Source organism: Actinokineospora baliensis (assembly GCF_016907695.1).
In the GTDB taxonomy this organism is placed as follows: domain Bacteria; phylum Actinomycetota; class Actinomycetes; order Mycobacteriales; family Pseudonocardiaceae; genus Actinokineospora; species Actinokineospora baliensis.
This window is the reverse complement of the sequence record NZ_JAFBCK010000001.1, coordinates 7087709-7111010: the sequence shown is the minus strand read 5'-3', so window position 1 is coordinate 7111010 and position 23302 is coordinate 7087709. Positions and strand designations below refer to the sequence as shown.

18 protein-coding genes are annotated in these 23302 nt (G+C 71.5%); 8 read left to right on the top strand and 10 right to left on the bottom strand.

Going from position 1 to position 23302, the window contains the following annotated elements:
* The first annotated feature begins 69 nt into the window (after positions 1 to 69).
* Positions 70 to 963, top strand: coding sequence for a YceI family protein (locus JOD54_RS31400; protein ID WP_239573570.1), 894 nt, complete (start codon positions 70 to 72; stop codon positions 961 to 963).
* Between the two features lie 46 nt (positions 964 to 1009).
* Here JOD54_RS31400 and JOD54_RS31395 read toward each other — a convergent pair whose 3' ends face one another.
* The 3 genes from JOD54_RS31395 to JOD54_RS31385 are packed head-to-tail and all read right to left on the bottom strand — an operon-like array spanning position 1010 to position 6202.
* Positions 1010 to 1651 carry an HAD family hydrolase gene (locus tag JOD54_RS31395; RefSeq protein WP_204455550.1) on the bottom strand — a complete coding sequence of 214 codons (642 nt, stop codon included), beginning with the start codon at positions 1649 to 1651 and terminating at the stop codon, positions 1010 to 1012.
* Between the two features lie 20 nt (positions 1652 to 1671).
* Complete coding sequence (locus JOD54_RS31390; RefSeq protein ID WP_204455549.1) at positions 1672 to 2379, bottom strand: hypothetical protein; 708 nt, start codon at positions 2377 to 2379, stop codon at positions 1672 to 1674.
* 49 nt (positions 2380 to 2428) lie between these two features.
* On the bottom strand, positions 2429 to 6202 hold the full coding sequence (locus JOD54_RS31385) for a response regulator (RefSeq protein WP_307860431.1): 3774 nt from the start codon (positions 6200 to 6202) through the stop codon (positions 2429 to 2431).
* 301 nt (positions 6203 to 6503) lie between these two features.
* Between JOD54_RS31385 and JOD54_RS31380 the strand changes: the two genes are divergently transcribed.
* Complete coding sequence (locus JOD54_RS31380; RefSeq protein ID WP_204455547.1) at positions 6504 to 6821, top strand: YciI family protein; 318 nt, start codon at positions 6504 to 6506, stop codon at positions 6819 to 6821.
* Between the two features lie 4 nt (positions 6822 to 6825).
* A complete protein-coding gene (locus JOD54_RS35870; RefSeq protein WP_307860429.1) occupies positions 6826 to 8709 on the top strand; it encodes a sigma-70 family RNA polymerase sigma factor in 1884 nt (627 codons plus the stop codon).
* A gap of 68 nt (positions 8710 to 8777) precedes the next feature.
* Here the strand turns inward: JOD54_RS35870 and JOD54_RS31370 are convergent, their stop codons facing one another.
* A complete protein-coding gene (locus tag JOD54_RS31370) occupies positions 8778 to 9587 on the bottom strand; it encodes a class II aldolase/adducin family protein (protein ID WP_204455546.1) in 810 nt (269 codons plus the stop codon).
* 22 nt (positions 9588 to 9609) lie between these two features.
* On the bottom strand, positions 9610 to 11157 hold the full coding sequence (locus JOD54_RS31365; protein WP_204455545.1) for an FAD/NAD(P)-binding protein: 1548 nt from the start codon (positions 11155 to 11157) through the stop codon (positions 9610 to 9612).
* 345 nt (positions 11158 to 11502) lie between these two features.
* Here JOD54_RS31365 and JOD54_RS31360 point away from each other — a divergent pair, with 345 nt between their 5' ends.
* Complete coding sequence (locus JOD54_RS31360; RefSeq protein WP_204455544.1) at positions 11503 to 12513, top strand: AraC-like ligand-binding domain-containing protein; 1011 nt, start codon at positions 11503 to 11505, stop codon at positions 12511 to 12513.
* 116 nt (positions 12514 to 12629) lie between these two features.
* On the opposite strand, the gene JOD54_RS31355 is transcribed toward JOD54_RS31360, so the two are convergent.
* The gene (locus JOD54_RS31355) at positions 12630 to 13118 is read right to left on the bottom strand and encodes a pyridoxamine 5'-phosphate oxidase family protein (protein WP_204455543.1); all 489 of its coding nucleotides are present in this window, start codon (positions 13116 to 13118) and stop codon (positions 12630 to 12632) included.
* Between the two features lie 205 nt (positions 13119 to 13323).
* Between JOD54_RS31355 and JOD54_RS31350 the strand changes: the two genes are divergently transcribed.
* Genes JOD54_RS31350 through JOD54_RS31340 form a run of 3 tightly spaced genes read left to right on the top strand, consistent with a single transcriptional unit; the run spans position 13324 to position 16507 of the window.
* The gene (locus tag JOD54_RS31350) at positions 13324 to 13851 is read left to right on the top strand and encodes a flavin reductase family protein (RefSeq protein WP_204455542.1); all 528 of its coding nucleotides are present in this window, start codon (positions 13324 to 13326) and stop codon (positions 13849 to 13851) included.
* Positions 13848 to 15293, top strand: a complete 1446-nt coding sequence (locus JOD54_RS31345) for an FAD-binding oxidoreductase (protein ID WP_204455541.1) — start codon at positions 13848 to 13850, stop codon at positions 15291 to 15293. Before JOD54_RS31350 ends, JOD54_RS31345 begins: the two co-directional genes overlap by 4 nt.
* Before the next feature lie 17 nt (positions 15294 to 15310).
* Positions 15311 to 16507 carry an acyl-CoA dehydrogenase family protein gene (locus JOD54_RS31340; RefSeq protein WP_204455540.1) on the top strand — a complete coding sequence of 399 codons (1197 nt, stop codon included), beginning with the start codon at positions 15311 to 15313 and terminating at the stop codon, positions 16505 to 16507.
* Between the two features lie 591 nt (positions 16508 to 17098).
* On the opposite strand, the gene JOD54_RS31335 is transcribed toward JOD54_RS31340, so the two are convergent.
* The 4 genes from JOD54_RS31335 to JOD54_RS31320 all read right to left on the bottom strand — a co-directional run bounded on the left by JOD54_RS31335 (position 17099) and on the right by JOD54_RS31320 (position 21392).
* A complete protein-coding gene (locus JOD54_RS31335) occupies positions 17099 to 17602 on the bottom strand; it encodes a nuclear transport factor 2 family protein (protein ID WP_204455539.1) in 504 nt (167 codons plus the stop codon).
* The gene (locus JOD54_RS31330; RefSeq protein ID WP_204455538.1) at positions 17603 to 19123 is read right to left on the bottom strand and encodes an AMP-binding protein; all 1521 of its coding nucleotides are present in this window, start codon (positions 19121 to 19123) and stop codon (positions 17603 to 17605) included.
* Between the two features lie 98 nt (positions 19124 to 19221).
* Positions 19222 to 20703 carry an MFS transporter gene (locus JOD54_RS31325; protein ID WP_239573568.1) on the bottom strand — a complete coding sequence of 494 codons (1482 nt, stop codon included), beginning with the start codon at positions 20701 to 20703 and terminating at the stop codon, positions 19222 to 19224.
* A gap of 110 nt (positions 20704 to 20813) precedes the next feature.
* The gene (locus JOD54_RS31320; RefSeq protein WP_204455537.1) at positions 20814 to 21392 is read right to left on the bottom strand and encodes a TetR/AcrR family transcriptional regulator; all 579 of its coding nucleotides are present in this window, start codon (positions 21390 to 21392) and stop codon (positions 20814 to 20816) included.
* Positions 21393 to 21452: 60 nt separating this feature from the next.
* On the opposite strand from JOD54_RS31320, the gene JOD54_RS31315 reads away from it, so the two are divergent.
* On the top strand, positions 21453 to 22421 hold the full coding sequence (locus JOD54_RS31315; RefSeq protein ID WP_204455536.1) for an LLM class oxidoreductase: 969 nt from the start codon (positions 21453 to 21455) through the stop codon (positions 22419 to 22421).
* The last annotated feature ends 881 nt before the right edge of the window (positions 22422 to 23302 follow it).

The window sequence follows — 23302 nt, the reverse complement described above, 5'->3', positions numbered from 1 at the left end:
GATTGCGTGCGTCCGCACATATTTGCTAAGGTGCGTGCAGACGCACATTTCTGGAGAAGGGGGCCGACCATGGCTCGCGTCATCGGTACCGACGAGGTCAAGCAGCGCATCGACGCCGGTTCAGCGGTCGTCCTGGAGGCGCTGCCGCCCTCCTACTACGCGCAGGCGCACCTGCCCGGCGCGCTCAACCTGCCGCTCGACGACCTGGACGGCCGCGCCGCCGAGGTGATCCCGACCAAGGACACCGAGGTCATCGTCTACTGCTCCGACGACACCTGCGGCAACTCCGGCATCGCCGCCGACCGGCTCGCGGAACTGGGCTACACCAACGTCCTCAAGTACGCCGCGGGCAAGCGCGACTGGGTCGACGCCGGTCTGCCCACCGAGAGCGCCGACCAGGGCGCCACCCGCGTCGTCGGCGGCGTCGAACTGCCCGCGGCGGGCGTGTGGCGGATCGACCCCGGTCACGCCGAGGTCGGGTTCGTCGGCAGGCACTTCATGCTCACCAAGGTCCGCGGCCGGTTCACCGGCGTCGAGGGCGCGGTCACCGTCGGCGAGCGGCCCGAGGACAGCGCGGTCACCGTCACCATCGACATGACCTCCGTGGCCAGCGGCGACCAGACCCGCGACGACCACCTGCGCTCCGCCGACTTCTTCGACGTCGCCGCGCACCCCGGCGCCACCTTCACCTCGACGTCGGTGTCCTGGACCGGCTCCGGCGGCGTCCTCGACGGCGACCTCACCATCAAGGGCGTCACCCACCCGGTGTCGCTCGCGGTCGACCACCTCGGCGTCGTGCGCGACCCGTGGGGCAACGACCGCGCGGTGTTCTCCGCCAAGGGCCGGATCAACCGCGAGGACTGGGGCCTGACCTGGAACATGGTGCTCGAAGCAGGCGGGATCCTGGTGTCCAAGGAGATCGACCTGGAACTCGAGGTCGAGCTGATCCGCGAGACCGCCTGACCCGACCGGGGCGCCGCGCCGAGGGGGAGCGGCGCCCCGGTCGCTGTCACAACAAGAGGCCCGTCAACTCCCGCATGTCCCCGAACACCACCGCACCCTCCTGCGCCAACCACTCGCCGGGCGTCACTCCTCCCGCGTACCCGTAGCAGCGCATCCCCGCCGCCCGGGCCGCCCGCGCCCCGTACCGGCTGTCCTCCACCACCACGGCCCGCGCACCGCCCAACCGCCGCGCGGCGTGCAGGAACAGGTCCGGCGCGGGCTTGCCCTCGGCCACCTCGGTAGCGCTGAAGATCCGCCCAGCGAACCGCGGATACAGCCCCGTGACCCCCAACGTCCCCCGCATCTTCTCGTGGGTCCCGCTGGAAGCCACGCAATACGGCACCCCAGCCGCGTCCAACGCGTCCAGAACCTCCACGACCCCCGCCACCGCCGTCAGCTCGGAAGCGAGCGCCGCCCCGTGCAACTCCGCGAACCGGCGCTCCCACTCCACGGCCGCCGAGGCCCCCACCCGCCCCGCGATCACCCCCGCGATCGACACCGCCGACCGACCGACGAACAGGTCGACCACCTCCGCCTCGGTGATCGCCCACCCCAGGTCGGCACCCACCGCCACATTCGCCCGAACCGCGATCGGCTCGCTGTCCACCAGCACCCCGTCGCAGTCGAAGATCACCAAGTCAGGTCGCACCCGCCCGATCCTGCCCCACCTCACCCCGCCCCGGCGCGCAACTGCCGGGCCCGCAATGCGATGTAGCCGCGCAGGATCCGGTCCGCGTAGTCCTCCTCGTCGGCGAAGTCGTCCGGGCGCGGGTAGTGGGCGAGCACCTCGATGGCGAAGTCCGGTCGCCAGTGGAGGGCCACCTGCAGGAGGTACCAACCCGCGTCGCGCTGCGAGTGGGCCAGGACCTTCGCCACGAATGCGGGCGGGAAGTGCCCGAGCACCTTGGCGATGCGCTTGGCGTGCTTCCTCTTGCCGGGCAGCCGCTTGGCGAACGCCTTGACCCGGATGTAGGGGACGACCTCGGCGATCTGCTCCGGCGTGAGCTCCCGCAGGACCTTGTCGGCGCGGTCGCCCGCGGCGGTGATGGAGTCAGCCAGGCTGACGGTGGCGCGGTCGGCGGCGACCGGGCGGGGGGTGGTGAGGCGGGCGCGGACGTCGAACCAGATCCAGTGGTCGGCGGCGGGGATCTCGAAGGCGTAGAGCAGGCCGTCGAGCTGGTCGGCGGTCGGCAGCCGGGGCGGCTGGTCGCCGGGGAACAGGGCGACCAGCGTCGACGGGCCGATCTCCGTGCCGGTGGTCGCGGCCATCCGGGCGGCTATGGCGCGCAGCGGCGGGTTGCCCGCCTCGTCGCGGGCCTGGCTCAGCAGCGCCGCGAACTCGGCCACCGATGCCGCGCCCTCAGGGTCAACCACCACCGCGACCTCCCCGTGTTCACGAGGATGATCGCGACCCACCTGGTGAGCGCTACAGCTGGTCGGTCTCGCGGCGCGGCTGCGGGGCCGAGGGGGTGGCGTTGCGGCGCAGCACGGCTTCCAGCTGCTCTCGTCGCAGGGGCTTGGTCAGGAAGTCGTCCATGCCGACCTCGCGGCAGCGCTTTTCGTCGGAGGCCAGGGCCGAGGCGGTCAGGGCGATCACCGGGACCTGGTTGCGCGGCGCGGGCAGCTGCCGGATCTGGGTGGTGGCCTGGTAGCCGTCGAGGATGGGCATTTGGCAGTCCATCAGCACCACGTCGTAGTCGCCGGTGCTGACCATGTTCAGTGCCTCTTCGCCGTTCTCCGCGATGTCGGCGCTGTAGCCCAGGGTACTCAACATCTGCACCACCACCTGCTGGTTGATGTCGTTGTCCTCGGCCACCAGCACCCGCCCGGCGGTCGGCCGGTCCTCGGCGGGGGTCGCGCGCACCGCGGGCGGCTCCTGCTGCGGCACAACGGGTCCGTCGGCGAGCAACCGGCCAAGCGCGTCCCGCAGCGCCGCGGCCCGGATCGGTTTGGCCAGGTAGGCCTCGACCCCCATCCGCCGGACGCGGCGCGCCTCCTCGGCGTCGTTGGTGGAGGTGAGGATCCCCAGCCGGGGCGAGCCGGTGGTGTGGTCGGCCTGGATCCTGGCGACCAGCTGGATCCCGTCCAGGTCGGGCATCCGCATGTCCAGCAGCGCCGCGTCGAACGGCTGGCCCGCCTCGGTCGCCGCCCGCAGCACCGCCATCGCCTCGGCACCGGTCGACGCGGTGGCCACCTCGGCGCCCCAGGTGCGCAGCAGCTGGGACACGATCTGCAGGTTGGTGGCGTTGTCGTCGACCACCAGGATCGCCGCGCCGGTGACCGCGCCGCTGGGGCGGGTCGAGGGCAGCGGGGCGGTCGCGGGCGCCAGCGGGAGGGTGAAGTGGAACGCGCTGCCCTTGTCCGGGGCGCTGCGCATGCCGATGCTGCCCTCCATCAGGTCCACCAGCTGCCTGCAGATCGCCAGGCCGAGGCCGGTGCCGCCGTATCGCCGCGTGGTGGACACGTCGACCTGGGTGAACGCGTCGAACAGGTGCTCCTGGCGGTCCTCGGGCACGCCGATCCCGGTGTCGGTGACGGTGAAGGTGACCGGGTGGCGCCCGTCGGCGTCCGGCGGCGGGATCGACACCCACACCACGACCTCGCCAGCCGGGGTGAACTTGATCGCGTTGGACACCAGGTTGATCAGCACCTGCCGGATCCGGTGCGCGTCGCCGTGCAGGGCGGGCGGGATGGCCGGGTGCACGACGGCGGCGATCTCCAGGCCGGGTTTGCGCGCGGTCGGCGCCAGCAGGCTGACCACGTCCTCGACCAGCGCGCGCGGGTCGAAGTCGATCGGGTCGATCTCCAGCTTGCCCGCCTCCATCTTGGAGAAGTCCAGGATGTCGCTGATCACCTCCAGCAGCGCGTCCGCCGAGCGCTGCAGGGTGGAGACGTAGTCGCGCTGGCGCTGGTCGAGGTCGGTGTCGAGCAGCAATGTGGCCAGGCCGAGCACCCCGTTCATCGGGGTGCGGATCTCGTGGCTCATGTTGGCCACGAACGCCGACTTCATCCGCGAGGCGGTCAGCGCCTGGTCGCGGGCGTCGGCGAGGTCGCGCTCGTACTGCTTGCGCTCGGTGATGTCGCGGACGAACGCGCTGAACACCAGTTCGTCGCCGTCGCCGGAGCGCCACATGGTCAGCTCAGCGGGGAACTCCGACCCGTCCCGGCGCTGGGCAACGACCTGGCTGGTGCCGCCGAGCAGGTGCGGCGCGCCGCCTTCGACGACCCGGCGCACCCCGGCCATGTGGGCGTCCTTGTGGTCGTCGGGCACCACCAGGTCCACCAGCGGCACCCCCAGCGCCTCGGCCGCGGTCCACCCGAAGATCACCTCGGCCTGACCGTTCCAGTAGGACACCCGGCCGTCCGGGCGCATGGAGATGAACGCGTCGCCCGCCGCGTGCAGGATCGCCCGCACCTGCTCGCCGCGCGCCGCCAGCCGCACCTCGGCCAACCGCTTGCGCCGCTCGTTGCGCGCGGCCAGCACCAGCGCGCCGAGCAGCACCTGCACGATGAGCGTGGTGATCGCGATGATCCGGCTGGTGAGCACCGCTGTGCCCGCGTACGCCTGCGTCGCGTCGATCCGCGCCACCACCGCCCAGCCGAGGGCGGGCGCTGGCCGGTAGGTGCTCTGGTAGTCGGTCTCGTCCACGGTGTCGGTGGTCGACCCGCTCAACCCGCGCAGCCCCGCCTCGACCCCCGCGTACCCGAGCGCCGAGGTCAGCCCCGGCCCGCTGACGTCCTCGCCGACGACGTTGCCGCGCGCGTCGGCGACCACCACCTCCACGTCCTGCGCGTTGGCCACCCGGTCGACCAGGTCCGTCAGCGGCCCGACCGGGTAGCTCACCGCGAGCACCCCCAGCAGGGTGCCGCGCGCGTCGGTGACCGGCGCCGAGATGGCGATGACCTCGGGATGGCCAAGCACCGCGGACTCGAAGGTGTTGGACACGTACGGCCTGCCCTGGCGCACCGCGCCCTGGAAGTAGTCGCGGTCGGCGAAGTCGGTGCCCCGCACGGTCAACGTGGTCGGTGCCATGGTGATCAACCGGCCCTTGGCGTCGAGCGCCCACGCGGCCAGGAACGGCGGCCGCTGCTCCTGCAGCGACCGCACCGCCTCCACCACCGCGGCCTCGGCTGTCGTCGAGGAGAACTCGGCCGCGCGCAGGCTCGGCCGCTGCGCGTAGGCGTTGACCAGCGCCCCGATCCCGCTCAACCGGTCGTCCAGTTCCGCGGCGACCGCGTCGGCGCTGTGCGCGAGCCTGCGGTCGATCTCGCCGGTGGCCATGCCGGTCGCGACGCTGATCGACACGTACGCCAGCAACACCACCGGCAGCAGGGCCAGCAGCACGAACCCCGCGCACAGCTGGGTCAGCCGCTTGCGCAGTTCCGCGCGCAGCACCGGATCCGTGCGCACCTCCCGGTGCGACACCGACAGCCGCAGCAACAGCAGCGCGGTCACCACCAGCGAGCCGCCCGCGATCACCACGATGTCGCGGGTGGTCGCGTGCGAGGCGCGCAGCAGCAGCACCACCGGCAGCAGCACGACGCACACGGTCAGCGTGATCTCTTTCGCCCACCGGAACGCCCGGCGCAGGTTGCGCAGCCGCGACTCCAACCGCGCCGACACCAGCACAGCGCCGGAGAGCAGCACGCACCCGAGTTGACCGCCCAGCCCCGCGCGCAGCAACACCGCGTACAGCAACCAGGAACCGGCCCAGGCCAGCAGCCAGGTCGACGCCCGCCACCCCGAGTGCGCGAACCCCGCCGCCATCCCCGCGAACACCGGGACCCACAGCCACAACGGCAACGCGGGCCCACCACCGGGCACCGTCCACACGAGAGCGCCCGCCGCCACCGCCACCACGCAGGCGTCGAGGACCGGCAGCGCGCCCGGCCGCCCGCGCATCGCGGCGAGCAGTGCCACCGCGCCCAGTGCGGGTACTGCGGCCGGGGTCAGCAGGGCGTCGTCGAGCGCCCACGCCGCGGTGGCCAGCACCTGGGTGAGCAGCAGCGGGCCCCACGGTCCGCGCCAATCCCGGTCTTTGGCCATGATCGCCAGCACGTCCACGCCGATCAGCGCGACCACCAGCGCGACCCGGGCCCCGGTGGTGGGGAGCAAGGCGGCGACCACCACGGCGAGCCCGTGCAGCAGGATCCAGGTCCACTGCAGCCCGCGCACCCGCTTGACCGGTGATGCTTTCACCACCCGAGCGTGCGCCACGCCCGCGCGCGCGGCAGGCGACATCACCCGAGAGAGTGAGACATTCACACCGTGACGCGCGGTGCGGGTGACACCCCGGGGCTCGACCGAGCGGGTCCGCCCACACAGGGGACCACACTCGCCTGCCCGGTGGTGGTCATCCCCGGGACTCCACCCGAGGAGGTGACGACCCCTCATCACCCCCGCGACCGGGTTCTCGCAGCTCAGCGGTGCGTTCCCTGTCACATGGACCTGGACGACGGGTGGGTGTAGGCAGAAGGCCGACCGAGGACTGGAGAACGGCATGCGGTACCTGATGATGAGCAAGGCGGGCGGCGACGCCCCGGACGAGCGCCTCTACCGGGAGATGGGCGCGTTCGTCGAGGAGCTGACCGCGGCCGGTGTGCTGCTGGCGACCGGGGGGCTGGCGCCGACGGGCATCCGGGTGTCCTCGGTCGGCGACGAGATCACCGTGACCGACGGCCCGTTCGCCGAGGCCAAGGAGGCGGTGGCCGGGTTCGCGCTGGTCGAGGTCCGCTCCGAGGAGGAGGCGGTGGAGCTGGCCAAGCGGTTCCGCCGGATCGTCGGCGACGGCGAGAGCGTCATGCAGCGGGTCTTCTAGTCCCGTGGCCAGGGCACCCGACGTCAACCGGACCCTCGACGCCGTCTGGAAGGCCGAGGCGGCGCGGGTGGTCGGCGCGCTGACCAGGATGGTCGGCGACGTCGGGCTGGCCGAGGAGCTGGCGCAGGAAGCGCTGGTCAGCGCGCTGCGGCAGTGGCCGCGCGACGGGGTCCCGGACAACCCGGCGGCGTGGTTGACCGCGGTGGCCAAGCGGCGCGCGGTCGACCACCTCCGCCGGGTGCGCCGCGAGCGGGACGCGGCGCCGGAGGCCGTCGAGTCCATAGAGGACGATCAACCGGATGACGTGCTCCGGTTGGTCTTCCTGGCCTGCCACCCGGCCCTGTCCACCGCCGAGCGGGTCGCGCTGACCCTCAAGCTGGTGTGCGGGCTGACCACCGAGGAGATCGCCAGGGCGTTCCTGGTCGACACCCCGACCATCGCCGAGCGCGTCGCCAGGGCCAAGCGGACCCTGGCCGGGCACCCGCTGAGCTCCCCGGGGCAGCTCAGCTCGGTGCAAGAGGTGATCTACCTGGTGTTCAACGAGGGCTACTCCGCGACCTCGGGTGACGACCTGCTGCGGCCCGGCCTGTGCCTCGAGGCGTTGCGGCTGGGTCGGTTGCTCGCCGAGTTGGTCCCCGGCGACCCCGAGGTGCACGGCCTGGTCGCGCTGATGGAACTCCAGGCGTCCCGCGCCGCCGCGCGTACCGGTCCCGACGGCGAGCCGGTCCGGCTGCACGAGCAGAACCGCGGTCGGTGGGACCCGCTGCTGATCCGCCGCGGGTTCACGGCCCTGCTGAAGGCGCGCAGCGCCGGGCCCGCCGGGCCGTACGTGCTGCAAGCGGCGATCGCGGCCTGCCACGCGGGGGCCCGCACGGCCGAGGACACGGACTGGGCGCAGATCGCTTCGCTCTACGACGCCCTCGCCCACCTGCTGCCCACCCCGGTGGTCCAGCTCAACCGCGCGGTCGCCATCGGCATGGCCCGTGGCCCCGAGGCAGGCCTGGAACTGGTCGACGCCATCACCGACCTGCGTGACTACCACCTGCTGCCCAGCACCCGAGGTGACCTGCTGCTGCGCCTGGGGCGGGGCGAGGAGGCTCGTCGCGAGTTCGAACGCGCCGCCACGCTCACCGACAACGCCGCTGAACGCGCATTCCTGCGCCGACGCGCCGACGAGGCCGCCACCCCCGTCGGTCGCGCGATCGCCGAGCTGGCAACGGAATTCCTCGCCGGGTTCGACCCGTCCACGGCCCGTTCCTACGCCCAGACACTCGGCCGCCTCCGCAGGGCCGTCGGCGACCGGACACCGCTGACTTCGGTGACCACAGAGGACGTTGGTGCGGTGTTCGCCTCGGTGTGGGGCAGTGCCTCGGCCAGGACGTGGAATCGCCACCGGTCGGCCATCCGCTCTTTCTGCGCGTGGGCCGGGATCGCGGACTTAGCGGCCACTGTGGACAGAAAGGTCGAGTCGCGGAGTGTCGTGGCCCCGGTTGTCGGTCAACCCTGGGGAGACGATGCCCCGCTGCGCGAGCGTCTGTTGTGGACGTTGCTCCGCGAGTCGCGGGCTCCGGTGCGCGCGGTACTCGACCTCGACGTGGAGCACCTGGACTTCTCGGGCCGCCGCGCCGTCGACGGGGTGACCTGGCGGGAAGGGACAGCACGCCTGCTGCCGCTGCTGCTGCGCGGACGTGACCGCGGTCCGCTGTTCCTGGCCGACCGCCGCCCCGGGCCGGGGCGCGTACCGGGGGAGGGGGATCTGTGCCCGGTGACGGGGCGGGGGCGGTTGTCCTACGAACGAGCGGAGTACCTGTTCAAGCGGGCGACCGGGTTGACCCTGGGGATGTTGCGCAAGAGCCCACCGCCGGTGGGGGTGCCGGAGCCGGGGTAGGTCCGACACCCCCACCGGGGGACGCCGCAGGCGGGCGGCGTCCCTTCGCGGTGGGCCGTGGGGTGGTGCTACTCGTCGAGGAAATCGGGCTGCTCGGCCACGATCTCGTCGTAGAGCAGCTGGAAGCTGAACCAGCCCAACTGCGGGTCGCCGAAGCCGTCCTTGGCCGCGACGGCCTGCTCGTGGGCCATCGGCTTGGGGTCACCGGCGGACAGGGCCAGCAGTTGCACCTCGGCGCAGCTGTCGAAGGTGAAGAACCAGTGCACCGCCTCCTCCAGCGACCCGCCAACGGTGATCAAACCGTGGTGGCGCAGCAGGATCGCCCGGTTGTCGCCCAGCTTCTCGGCGATGTCGCGGCCCTGCTCGACCGCGATCGAGGGACCGCGGTAGTCGTCGTAGAGCACCTGGTCCTGGTAGAACGCGGCCGACTCCTGGTCGTAGGGCTCCAGCAGCCGCCCCAGCGCGCCCAGCGCCCGCGAGTGCGCGGTGTGCGCGTGCGCGGCCGCCTCGGCGTGCGGGCCGAGGTCGTGGATCGCCGAGTGGATGACGAACGCGCTCGGGTTGACCGGGTGCTTGCCCTGCACCACGGTGCCCTCGCTGTCGACCAGGATCAGGTCGCTGACCTTCACCAGCTTGAACGACACGCCGAACGGGTTGACCCAGAATAGGTTCGGGTGCTCGGGGTCGCGCACCGAGATGTGCCCGGAGATCCCCTCGCCGAACCCGTACTTGCCGAACAGGCGCAGTGCCGCGGCTAAGCGCTGCTTGCGCTGCTTGCGTTCAGCGGCTGGGTCGGTGAAGACCTCCGCGGCCGGCATGGGCAGACCGGTGTGCGTGTCGGCCAGGTAGCCCGGCTTCGCTTGCTCCACAGTGGACATCGGGTGGTCCTCGCTTCCTGGGTCAGGCTGGCAGTAGCTCGTCATCGGTGCGCACCGCGGTCGCGGTGCTGTGCTCGCGGATCGCCGCGACGATGTCCACCGCTCGGTCCACGAGGGACTGAACGCCGAAGGTGAAGAACAGGCTGCCCAGCGTCGGGTCGCCGAGGCCGTAGAGCCTGGGGTTGGGCTTGCCGTCCACGGTCAGCCTGCTGGTGGCCCGCTCCACGTGCAGCCCGCCACGCGGGTGCGGCTGCGCCACCCCGGAGGAGACCAGCGAGCTGAACAGCGGGGTGGCCTTCTCGGAGAGCTTGCGCAGCCGCGCGTTCACCCCGTTGACCACGACGTCGGCGCGGTGCTCCTCGGCGTGGTCGCCGCGGGCGGTGGAGAGTCGGAAGCCGTGTCCGGTCGGCTCGATTCCCACCAGCCCGCTGACCAGTTCCACCTGGCCGGAGTCGATCAGCCGCAGCAGCGCCGCGGCGTTGCTCGGCGGCATCGGGCAGCACAGGCTCATCAGCGCGCGGTCGTGCTCGGCGAGCACGAGGCTCTTGTCCTGTTCGGTCAGCAGCGGCCAGATGTCGGGCCCCGCCTCGGGAACCGCCTGCTGCACGATCCGCATCGCCACGCTCGGCGAGTCCACCTCGGCCAGTTGCCTGCGCAGTCGCTGCACCGGGTCCTCCGCGCGCACCGACTCCAGTTCCCGGCGCACGGTGGCGATGTCCTCGCCAACCTCGGCCAGTTCCGCGGCCATCACCGCGATCAGGTCGGCCACGGTCAGCCGCTCGCCGCCCGCGGCCAGCGCTCGGAACCGGGCCGGGGTGAAGTGCCGCAGCACGTGGTGCACCGGGCGCTGGCGCACCGCGGGGAGCACGTTGCGCCGGGAGTACACCCGGATCTTGCCCTGGTGCCCGCGCGCGGCCAGTGCCAGCACCACGTCGACCGCGGTCAACCCGGCACCGATCACCGCGACGTCGGCGTCGGGTGCGATACCGCTCAACGAGTCGCGCACCGGATATGGTTCGCCGATGAATCCGGCGTGTCCGGAAAGCGCGTACAGGTCCGCCGGGCGGCCCGCGCCCACGCTCAACACAGCGTAGTCGACTTCGTGGCGCACCCCCCGGTCGGTCCACATGGTGAGCCCGTCGGCGCCGGGCTGGGCCCGTTCGACCCGGTTGCGAACCAATTCCACGTGCCAGCCCTTGCGCACTAGTGCCAAGAGCGCAGCGCGAGCCGACTGTTCGAGGTAATCCCCGTAGACCGCGCGGGGGACGAACTGCGCCCCCGAGAGGGGGTCGGTATAGACCGAACGTGAACCGGTGAACAGGTCTCGACCGGCCAGCCACTCGAACATGTGGTGATCGTCACCCGCGCGCACCGACATGTCCTCTGGTGTCGCGTTGACCCGGACCACGTCCAGGTCCGGCTGGTACGGCCTACCCCGCCACAGGTGCTTGGACGGCTCGAACACGGTGATCGTGCCAGGTGCCAGGTCGGTGTCCGCCGCGATCGCGTCGAGCAGGCACACCGCGGACGCCCCGCCGCCGACCACGCCAATTCTGGATAAGGACGACATGCTCCCCCTTTGATATCCGAACCCCCGGAGGTGTCAAACGCCAAGCCGGCGTAATCAGTGCGCGCAAAAAGAGCATCGTTGTCGCACTGTTCGGCCTTACATTACCGTCGGTGTTCGGGTCTAGTTAGCGATCGCGCGCGCGGTCAGTTGCGAATTAGCGCAGCCGAACCCCTGATGGACGATAAGTGACCCCCTGTATACCGACAGTGATCAGATTGTGATGCATCTGGCTGTACGGTTTTGGGTGATTCCCAAAACCAGCTCACCTGGTTAGTCAGCTCCGGTACGCTCGCGTGCGGAGTTTGCCCGGCCATGGTCCGACAGAAGATCCCGGGGGGTCCCGCAGTGACCAGTGCGTCCGTCGCGGTGGTTGCCACGACGCCGGTCGTCGAACCGGCGCGCGCGTTCGACCTGTGGGGTGACGAGGTCCGCCGGGTGTGCGGCACGCTGCAGGTCGTCGGCGACCGGGACCGCTTCGGCAGCGGCACCATCGCCACCAGGGTGTTCGGCACCCTGCGCGTCTCGCGGATCACCGCCGACCCGCACGCGGTGGTCCGCCACGACCGCGTGGCCAGCAACGAGGGCGGCCACGTCTACGTGGTCACCCTGCTCAACGGCACCGCGCGGCTGTGCCAGGACGGCACCGACATCACCGTGCGCACCGGCGACCTGGTCGCCTTCGACAGCAGCAGGCCCTACACGCTGGCCATGCCGCAGCCGTTCACCATGGTCGGGGTGCGCGCCCCGCACCGGGCGCTGGGGGTCACCCCGCAGAAGACCAGCTCCATCACCGCCGCGCCGTGGAACGGCAAGACCGGGGTCGGCGCGCTGGCCAGCCACACCTTCGCCGCACTGGGCTACCACCTGGCCGAACTCGACGAGGCGGCCCGCGAACCGCTGGGCACCACCGTCGGCGGCATGATCACCACGCTGTTCGCCGAGCGGCTGTGCTCGGAGGTGGTCGACCCCGCCGCCGCCCGCCAGCTGCTCGTGCTGCGGATCTGCGGCTACGCCCAGGAGCACATGGGCGACAGCTCGCTGAGCCCGGCCATGCTGGCCCGCAGGCACAACATCTCCCTGCGCTACCTGCAGGTCCTGTTCGCCGAGCAGGGCTCGAGCCCGGCCCGCTGGATCCGCGACCAGCGCCTCGAGCGGCTGCGCACCGACCTGGTCAACCCCCGCTACGACCACCTCACCGTCTCGGCCATCGCCGAGCGCTGGGGCCTGGTGGACGCCTCGCAGGTGAGCAGGCTGTTCCGGATGAAGTACGGGGTCTCGCCAAGGGAGTACCGCCGCACCGGCGGGGACTGCGCGACGCTCACCCCGATCGGCCGCGCTGTCCCCGGGTGGCGCTGAGCCGTCAGGGCCAATGCTCCATTGCCACTGCGGGAGGTTTGTTGTGGCAAAAGGATTTCAGTGCTGATGGCCGCGGTCCCGCCGCGCCGCTGGCGCGGCGGGACCGCGGTTCGGTTTTAGTCCTCGCGGTCGTGCGGGGTCGGGTTGCTGGTGAACCGGCCCGGGCGGACGAACACCGCGGCGCGCCGGTCGGCGGCCATCTCCCGGTCGTAGACCTCGAAGTCGTCGTGCTGCCCGCCCGCGGCGGTGTAGATCTCCCGCAGCAACGACGGCAGCCGTTCGGCGGACACGCCCTCGTGCGCGTCATCGGGTCCGGCGATCTCCACCTCGCCGGTCACCGAGATCCAGTCCCAGCCCGCGCGGAAGACGAGCGTCGCTTTCGGCGTGCTGCGCAGGTTGCGCAGTTTGGTGGTGCCGCCGCGCGAGACGAGCGCGAGGACGCGCTCACCGGTCACCGGGTGGTCCACCAGTCCCACGTTGACCACCGAGGTGGCCGGTTCACCGCTCGCGCGCTGTGTGACCAGCACCGCGAGCCAGTCCTGTGTGGACGCCAACGCGGCCACCTTGGCCAGTCCGGTCTCGGTGTCGAACCCCTTGCCAGCCATGGCTGAGCACCCCTTGGTCCTGTGCGTGAAATGAGCAGAGAGCGTGCGCGCAAGCACGACGGCAGGCGCAACCACCCGAATACTATCGGTTGAGCGGGGCACGGGCAGGAGCCGGTGATGGGGATCGCCGGCCGCCCGCACGGTCGCTGAGCGCGGCCCCGGTACGGCATCGACCGAACAAGACTCGTCCGAGAAGGAGCCTGCGGTGGGCGTTGACTTGCGCGTGGCCATGCGGAACTTCGCCACCGGGGTGTGCGTGATGACCACCAGGGTGGATGGTCCGAACGGACCAGAGCACGACGCGGTGACGGTCAACTCGCTCACCTCGCTCTCGCTCGACCCGCCGCTGGTGTCGGTGTGCCTGCGCCGCGACTCGGTCTTCCTGACCGACCTGCTGGTCAGCGGCCACTGGGCACTGTCCATCTTGGACATCGGGGCGTCCGACGTGGCCAGGGCGTTCGCCGCGGGCCGCGAGCAGCGGCGCGCCGCGCTGGCCACGGTGTCCGCGGTCGCCGGTGAGCACACCGGCGCGCTGGTCCTCGACGGGCCCGGCTGGCTGGAGTGCGGGCTGCGGCAGGCGGTGGAGGTCGGCGACCACACGCTGCTCATCGGCGACGTGCTCGCCACCGGCTCGCAGGACCGGCGGCCACCACTGGTTTTCCTGCACGGGGAGTACCACGCCGTCGGCGCAGGCGGCGCCGCGCGGCTCGACAGGGAGGTTCGGACCCGATGACCACATCGCAGACCACCGGCACCGGCGCGGTGCTGGCCGCCGTCGAGGGGGTCGTCGGCGCAGACCGGGTCACCCGGGGCGGACTGGGCGACAACACCGGCCTGTTCCGCCAGCGCGAGGTGCTCGCCTCGGTCAAGCCCGCCACCGCCGAGCAGGCCCGCGAGGTCGTCGCGGCGGTCGCGGCCAGCGGCGGCGCGGTCTCGGTGCACGCCTTCAGCACCGGGCGCAATTGGGGCCTGGGCTCGCGGGAACCCGCCACCGACAACGTGATCGCGCTCGACCTGTCGGACCTGAAGGCCATTCGCGACATCGACGTGGCCGCGGGCTGGGCGGTCGTCGAACCGGGCGTCACCCAGGGGCACCTCGCCGGACTGCTCGCCGACACCGAGCGGATGGTCAACGTCACCGTCTCCACCGCGCACTCCAGCGTGCTCGGCAACGCGCTCGACCGCGGTGTCGGCCTGCGCCACCAGCGGGTCGAGGACCTGGTCGGCCTGGAGGTCGTGCTGCCCGACGGCGAGGTCGTGCACGTCGGTTGGTGGCCGGAGGACGACCGCACGACCCCGGTCTACCCGCACACCCTCGGCCCGTCGCTGGTGCAGCTGTTCGTCCAGTCCAACCTGGGCGTGGTCACCGGCGCCACCATCCGGCTGCTGCCCAGGCCGGAGGCGCTGCGCGTGGTGCGGCTCAACTTCACCCCGGACAACCTCGGCGCGGCGACGGCGCTGCTGCGCCGCTGGGTCGCCCAGGGGCTGGCCTCCGGGGTGCCGAAGTTCTACAACCCGACCGCCGCGCGCGGCTACGGCAGCGCCCCCGGCCAGTTCCTGCTGCACATCCCGGTCGACGGCACCGAGGCCTCGGTCGCCGCGCTGAGCGCGATCCTCGCCGACGAGGCCACCCGCTCCGGGGTGTTCACCGAGGTGTCGACCACCGACGCCACCGACCCGGCCGCCCAGCACCACGAGGTCACCAGCCTCGTCGAGCGCTCCTACCTCGGCGACCCCGACGTCACCGACCGGGTCTTCGAGCAGAAGATGGGGATGCCAGCCGACAAGCTCGACTCGGCCATGGGCTTCCTGTTCTTCCTGCCCCTGCTGCCGTTCACCGCCGAGGCTGTCGTCAAGGCCGAGGAGCTGCTCGGCCAGGTGCACGCCGACACCGGGATCCTCGCGGGCGGCACCGGCAACGTGCTCGGCGCCGACCTGGTGGACCTCGTCGTCGCCATGAAGTTCGACCGGGCGGACGCCCAAGCGGCGCACCGCGCGCTGGACCGGTTGTACGAACTGTTCTCCGAGCAGGGCTTCCTGCCCTACCGGCTCGACGTCGACCACCACGGGTGGATCGACCGGGTCGGGGGCCGACCGAGCGCCAGGGCGTTCGCCAGGCGGCTCAAGGACTCCCTCGACCCGACCGGGGTCATCGCGCCCGGTCGCTACCTCTAGGCCAGGAAGGGCACGCAATGACCGTTGTCGACACCGTAGAGACCACCGCGCCGCTCACCGCGCAGGACGTGCTCGCCAGGGCCAAGGCCGCCGTGCCGCTGCTGCGCGAGCGGTCCGTGGACATCGAGCGCGAGCGCTCGTTGCCCGCCGACGTGGTCGAGCTGCTGCGCTCGACCGGCGCCTTCCGCGTCGCACTGCCCAAGGACAAGGGCGGCCCCGAGCTCAACCCGATGGAGCAGACCCAGTTCATCGAGACCCTGGCCACCGGCGACACCTCCGCCGCCTGGTGCGCCATGATCGGCATGGACACCCCGCTGTACGCGCAGTTCCTCGGCGAGGAGGTCTCCGCGGAGCTGTTCACCGACCACGACACGGTCACCGCGGGCCTGATCCTGCCGATCGGCCGCGCCGACCGGGTGGCAGGCGGGTTCCGGCTCAACGGCCGCTGGGGCTTCGGCAGCGGCATCACCCACGCCGACTACGTGGTGGCGGGCGCGTTCGTGCACACCGACGGCGAGCCGGAGGCCAGCCCCACCGGCCAGCCCATGCACTGGCGCATCTTCATCGCCAGGCGCGACCAGTTCGTCGTGCACGACACCTGGTTCACCACCGGCCTGGCGGGCAGCGGCAGCCGCGACTACGAAGCGGTCGACCTGTTCGTCCCCGAGGCGCACTCGTTCAGCTTCGCCACCGCCACGGTGTCGGGCCCCAACGCCACCCCCGACGCCATCCTGCGCAACATGCCCGGCGTCCCGCTCGGCGTCGCCCGCGCCGCCCTCGACTTCGTCCGCGACCTCGCGGTCAACCGCACCGACCGGATGAGCGGCGTGCCGTGGGCGGAGATCTACCGCATCCAGTACACCATCGCCGAGGCGGAGATGGAGCTCGGCGCGGTCCGCGAGCAGGTCTACGGTTCCCTGCGCACCCAGTGGGAGCTGCTCAACGCGGGCATCGAGCTCACCCCCGACCAGCGCGTGGCCACGGTCCTGGCCCGCACCAACTCCTTCCGCGTCGCCCGCGACATCGTCGCCAAGCTCTGCGACCTGGTCGCCACCACCGCCATCTACAAGCCGTCCCCGATGGACCGCTGGCTGCGCGACACCCAGACCATGCGCCAGCACGTGATCGCCCAGGACCAGGTCCTGCAGTCGGTCGGCGCCCACCTGCTCGGCGGCACCCCGCAGAACCCGTTCAGCCTGGGGATCGTGCAGTAGGTTCCTGACAGCGCAACGGCCCCGGGATGAACATCCCGGGGCCGTTGGTCGTTTGATGGCCGCCTCGGCTGCGCCATCGGGGCCGGTCCGTGGTGGTGCGGTGGGCTCGATGGGGCGAACCTGTTTTGCGCGGGGCCCCTGCGCCGCCCGTGGCAGGACCGCAAAGCTGGGGCCGAAAAGCGTGGCCCTGTCCGCGCACAACGCTACGGACAGCACCACCCCACGCAAAACAGGTCCGCCCCATCGAGCATCTGGCACCGAGGGTTCCTGGGAGCGGTGCTGGGCTGGCGGGGTTGACTCGGTGGGCCGGGTTGGCGGGGTCGGTTCGTGGTGGGTGGGGTGTGCTCGATGGGGCGAACTTGGTTTGCGCGGGGCCCCCTGCGCCGCCCGTGGCAGGACCGCAAAGCTGGGGCCGAAGAGCATGGCCCTGCAGCGCACAACGCTACGGACGACGCCACCCCACGCAAACCAAGTCCGCCCCATCGAGCAGTGGGGTGGGCTGGCTCGGTGGGGCGGGCTGGTGAGGTTCCCTGCCAGGCCGGGGGCGATGCCGGGTGGGGATGTGGGGGCGGGTGGCGGGAGGGAGTGTTACTAGCCGCCGACGATGACCTGGGGGTCGCCGGTGTACCAGACGTTGTCGATGCGGACGTGCTTGATGCGCCAGCGCTGGCCGTCGCGCACGAGGGTGGCGGCGTAGAGGTTCTTGAGCAGGGCGTGCCTGCTGTGGTCGTCGGCGGGCAGGTGCTGGGCCTCGACGATCGCCGAGAGGCTGGCGGTGTCGCCGTCGACGCTCACCCGGGTGTTGGTGACGCTGTGGGTGGTGTGCAGGCGCGGGTCGAGGACGATGGCCGCGATCATCTCGATGCCCTCGAACAGCGGCACCTCGAGCCCGCACTTGGTGGCGGCGGGCCGGAAGTCGAACTCGGCGTCGGCGGTGAACGCGGACTCGAACAGCGCGCGGTCGTGCAGGTCGCGGCCGAAGGCGAAGCGGTGCAGGGTGTCGACGATCTCCTGGCGGTCGACCAGTTCCCGCAGTGCGGACGCGGTGTCGGCGCCGAGGGCCTGCTCCGTGGTGACGTACACGATTCTCCTCATTCAGTGGGGGTGTGTTGATGACAGACTGTCGCTTGTGGAGGTCAGTTCCCGCAGTGCCGCGCGGCGCGGCTTTCCGGTACGGGTCTTGGGGAACTCCCCGTCGGCCAACAGGACCAGTCTGGCCGGGGTGAGGCCGTGCGCGGCCAGCACCGCGGCGCGCACCGCCGCTTCGTCCGGATTCCCTTCCAGGAACAGGACAAGTCCGTCGTCGCCGACGGTGGCGCCGACGGATCCCTTGCGGGCGCCGGGGAGTTCGGACACGGTCGCCTCGATCGCGCTCGCGTGGTGGACCGCGCCGTCGACGGTCAGCGCGCCCGCGGTGGTGCCGGTGATGGTGAGCGCCCCGTCGCGCACCACGGCGAGGTCGCCGGTGTCGAGCCAACCGTCCTCGGTGAACGGCGACGCGGTGCCGTCGGTGTAACCGGGGGTGACCGAGTCGCCACGGATCTGCATCCGCCCTTGCGCACCAACGGGGACGACGGCGCCGTCCTCGTCGACGACCCGCACGGCGATGCCCGCGTGCGGTGTGCCCACCGGCACCGGGTCGGTGACCCGAGCCGGGTCCACGCGGTGATCGATGACGCCTGCGGCGGTCTCGGACATGCCCCAGCCGGGCCGCACCGCTGTGGCGGGCAGGCCGAAGGGCGCCAACGCGGCGGTGAACCGGCGGATCGTCGCCGCCAGCACGGGTTCGCCGCCGTTCATCACGTACCGCAGCCCGGACAGGTCCCAGGTGCCCGAGTCCGCCCGCGCCGCGATCGCCTCCAGCGCCGAGGTCGTGCCCCAGGCGACGGTCACGCCGAAGCGGTCGGCGATGTCGAGCCAGCGCGCCGGGTCACCGGTGATCCACAGCCGGTGCGCGTGCACCTGGGCGCAGGCCAACTGCACGTCCCGCAGGTGGAACATGACCAGCCCGCCGACGTGGTCGAGCGGCATGGAGTTGAAGGTGACCTCGTGCTCGTCGAGGTCGTTGTCCTCGATGGTGGCCGCCGAGCGGCTCAGCACCGCGCGGTTGGTCAGCGCCACGGTCTTGACCGGTCCGGAACTGCCCGCCGTGGTGGTGAGCAGGACGACGTCGTCGAGTTCGGTCTGCACCCAGTCCTTGTCGGGCGCGTGCGCCAGCAACCGCGCCACCGGACCGACCCAGCGCGGCCCGCGCGGCAGCGGCTCGTCGGCCACCAGCCACCGGTACCCGGGCCCGCTCGGGACCGCCACCGCGGGCACGGCGACGAAACCGCCGAGCACGCAGGCCCAGAACGCGACCAGCAGGTCCTGGTTGTCGGCCTGGTGGACCACCACCCGCTCACCCACCCGCACACCCGCCTGGCGCAACCCGCCCAGCACCCGCGCGGCGGCGTCGAGCAGGTCGGCGTAGGAGAGCCGGGTCTGCGCGCCGTCGGCGGCGATCAGGTGGATCGACGGCTCGATCGAGCGGGCCGCCGCCCTGGGCAGCAGTTCGCCGAGGCACTGCGCGTCCAGCTGGGGAGCTGGCCCGCCGTCGAGGACCGACCGCTCGGACATGGGAACCTCCTTGCTGGGCAAGCGGGACGAAACGGTCATCGGTGCTCACAAGCGCGGGGCGCGCCTGCTGGCGCGCCCCGCGGTCGTGGGGTGTCTGGCTAGGCGGCGACGCGCTTCTTGCGCAGCGCCGACACCAGGGTGGCCAGCAGCGTCAGCGCCGAGACGGCGGTGATCACGTACATGCCGTTGTGGTAGCTCTCGATGGTGTTGGTGGCACCCGCGCCACCGGTGCCCACCGCCATGGTCGCGGTGACCACGGCCAGCAGCAACGCCGCGCCGACCTGGTAACCGGTCTGCAGCACACCTGCGGCCAGGCCCTGCTCCGAGTCGGCGACACCGCTGGTGGCCTGCACGTAGGAGCCGGTGAACGACAGCGGGAAGGCCACGCCGATCAGCAGCATGGTCGGCAGCAGCACCGCCGCGTAGCTGGAGTCGACGTCGATGCGCAGGAAGGAGACGTAGGCCAGGGTGTAGGCGACGAAGCCGGCGAACATCATCCACTTCGGGCCGAACTTGCCGAGCAGGCCACCGGCGCGCGGGGCGATGATGGCGATCAGGATGCCGCAGGGCAGGAAGGCCAGCGCCATCTCCAGCGGCGACCAGCCCCGGCTGTCCTGCAGGTACAGCGAGCCGATGAACTGGAAGCTCATGTAGGTGCCCAGGATGGCCGCCGCGGTCAGCGCCGCGCCGATCAGGCCGCCGTTGCGCAGGAAGCCCAGCCGGATCAGCGGGTTGGCGGTGCTGCGCTCGATCAGCACGAACGCCACGACCAGCACGATGACGCCCGCGAACTGCAGCAGGGTCTGGGCAGAGGCCCAGCCGACCTCGGGGGCGCGCACGATGGTGAACACCAGCAGCAGCATCGCGCCGGTCACGCTGATGGCGCCGGGGATGTCGTAGTGGCGCTTGCCGGTGGCGGGCTCGTCCTTGCGGACCAGGAGGGCGCCGCCGACCAGGATGGCCAGCGCGATCGGCACCGGCAGCAGGAAGGTCCAGCGCCAGCCGATCTCGGTGAGCAGACCACCGGCGACCAGGCCGAGGGAGAAGCCGAACGCGCCGCAAGCGGTGTAGATGGCGACGGCCTTGTTGCGCGGGGCGCCCTCGGGGAACTGGGTCAGGATGATCGCCAGACCGGCGGGCGCGGTGAACGCCGCGGCGACGCCCATGACGAACCGGGCCGCGATGACCAGGAAGCCGTCGGTGGCCAGGCCGCCGATCAGCGAGGCGAGGCCGAAGATGGTGACCGCGACCAGGAACACCTTGCGCCGCCCGACCAGGTCGGCCATCCGGCCGCCGAGCAGCAGGAACCCGCCGAAGCCGAGCACGTAGGCGCTGACCACCCACTGCACCGAGGAGGTGGACATGCCCAGTTCCTGCTGGATGGGCGGCACCGCGATGCCGACCATGGCGTTGTCGAGCGCGTCGAGGAACATCGCGCTGCACAGCACGATCAGCGTGGCCCAGAGCTTGCCGGTCCACTTCTCGCCGCTGGTGCCGGTGGTGCTGGTCGTGACCTCGGCCTTCGGGTCCACCACCGGCGGCGGCGTCTCCTGCGGCGTCGCTTCCTGTGACGCAGTCATGCTTCTTCCCCACTCCAGGTTGAACAACAGGGATCGGACGGACAACTTTTTTGAACTTGAGGTACAAAACTCCGGCACGGCCAGCCGCCCCGATGGTCGTGCCGGAGTGCTCAGATGGCCATGACGGCCGCGTCGATCGCCGCGTCGAACCGGGAGCGGTCCACCCTGGCCTTGGCCAGCACCCGCAGCCCGATCATCGTGCTCTGCATCAAGCACGCCAACGCCTTCGGGTCCTTCTCCGCCGCGATCTCGCCCGCCTGCTGGGCGGCGATGAACGCGGCGTGCAGCACCGCCTGGCTGGAGTCGAACGAGCGGCCCAGCACCCTGGCGGCGTCCTCGTCGTGCGGGCCGATCTCCACCGCGCTGTTGACCACCAGGCAGCCGCACCGGTCCGGGTCGGCCAGGTCGGCGTCGACGAACCCGGTGAGCAGCGCCCTGATCCGGTCGCGGATCGGCTCGTCGGTGTCGAGCACGGCCCGCAGGTCGTGCAGCGACACGTCGGCGTAGTGCTCCAGGCTGCGCAGGAACAGCTCGTGCTTGCTGCCGAAGGTGTTGTACAGGCTGCCCTTGCCGATGCCGATGCTGTCGGCCAGGTCCTGCGGGGAGGTCTCGCCGTAGCCGCCCGCCCGGAACGCCTCGGCGGCCTGGGCCACCGCCTGCTCCGGATCGAACTTGCGAGGTCTCCCCATGGCCGGGAACGGTAGACTGTTTTAGACCTGGAGGTCAAGTATTCGGCGAGGAGAGCGCTCATGACGTACACGTTCGGCGACCGACCCGGCTGGAACACCATGTTCCGCCAGGGGGAGCTGACGCTGGGGCTGATGTACCCGCTGGAGTCCTACGCGGGCGCCGTGCCCAGGCTGGAGGTCGCCGAGCAGCTCGAGCAGTCGGTGCTCGCCGACCAGCGCGGGTTCGCCGCGCTCTGGGCGCGCGACGTCCCCCTGCTCGACCTGTCCTTCGGCGACGGCGGCCAGCTGTTCGACACCTGGGTGTGGCTGGCCACCATCGCCGCCCGCACCTCCCGCATCGCGCTGGCCACCGGCTCCACGGTGCTGCCGCTGCGCAACCCGATCGACGTCGCCAAGGCGGCGGCCTCGCTCGACCAGCTCAGCGGCGGCAGGCTGGTCATCGGCGCGGCCACCGGCGACCGCGGCGTGGAGTTCCCCGCCTACGGGCTCAACCGCGACCACAGCGGCGCCCTGTTCCGCTCGTCGGTCGAGGTCATCCGCAGGCTGTGGGCCGAGGACTTCCCCGACGTCGACTCGGTCTACGGCACCCTGCGCGGCACCGACCTGCTGCCCAAGCCGGTCGGGCGGCGGGTGCCGATGCTGATCACCGGCAACAGCCGCCAGGAGATCAGCTGGATCGCCGAACACGGCGACGGCTGGCTGATGTACCCGCGACCGCTGGTCCAGCAGCGCATGATCACCACGTCCTGGCAGCAGGCCACCCCGAGGTGGAAGCCGTTCGCCCAATCGCTCTACATCGACCTGGAGTCCGACGCGGCCGCCGGGCCCAAGCCGATCCACCTCGGCTTCAGGTCCGGCTGGCGGCACCTGCTCGACCACTTGGGGCAATTGCGCGACATCGGCGTCAACCACGTGGCACTGAACCTGAAGTACGGCCACCGGCCAGCGCCGGAGGTGCTGCAGGAGATCGCGGAGAACGTGTTGCCGCACTTCCCGACGGTTTACCCGGAGCCAGCCGAGGTGCACTGAGCCACCCCGCCGACGGGACTTCCGGTAGCGGATTCGCATTCGCGGGCAGTGGCGCCGGTCACTCTCCGCGAATGCGAATCCCCGTACACGACCGCCCCGATTCCCGCCTTTTCTCTCACCGCTGAAAATAACGACACGTGGCCCGCTCGGCCCCGACTTCCACGTGCTCATCCCCGTCTGGCTCATCCCGCAACCGGAAATCACTCGCCGTCGTCACCCTCAGTGGTGACCTGCGCCGGACTCGCCTTGTCGACGGCCGCGTCCCGCCCGACCGCGCTGCCGCTCGGCACGGTCTGGCGCCGCCGCTGTGGGGCCCGCCACCGGTGGCGCCCACAGTCGGCTGGGCGCCGAGGTCTCTTCCGTTCGGCACCGAAAGAAAGTTACGCGGCCTCGTCAGCGCGAACTCCGCCGATGTGGGCACGCCACCGGTGGCGCCCGCCGTCGGCTTGGGCGCTGTGCCGCCCTGCTCCTCCAGGCCCGCCCTGGTCGCCGCGACGCGGTCGTGGTGGTGCGTCCTGCCCGACTGCTGATCGGAGTCGCGACCCCACCGACGCGCCCTCGGGGTCGAGTTGTCCACAACCCTCGGAGTTGTCCACCGACCAGCCCGCGTCCCCCTTTCGTGGTGGGGGCACCGATAGACTGGCCTAGGGACGTCCCCCAGGGATCGGGTGGGGCTTGGCTCGTGGTTGTGTCGCCTGGTGGTGTGGGCGGTGTTGGGCCTGTTGCCACCGTCGCTCATGATGGCCCTCGACACATCGCTGCCGCTGGTGCTGCTGGCCGCGTTCGTGTGTGGCAGTCGGCCCGTTGGGCGTTGTGGCAAACGGGGCCGCAGGACCGCGTTCCCGGCGGCGTGCTGGCCCGGGGTGTTGTTCTTCCTTTGG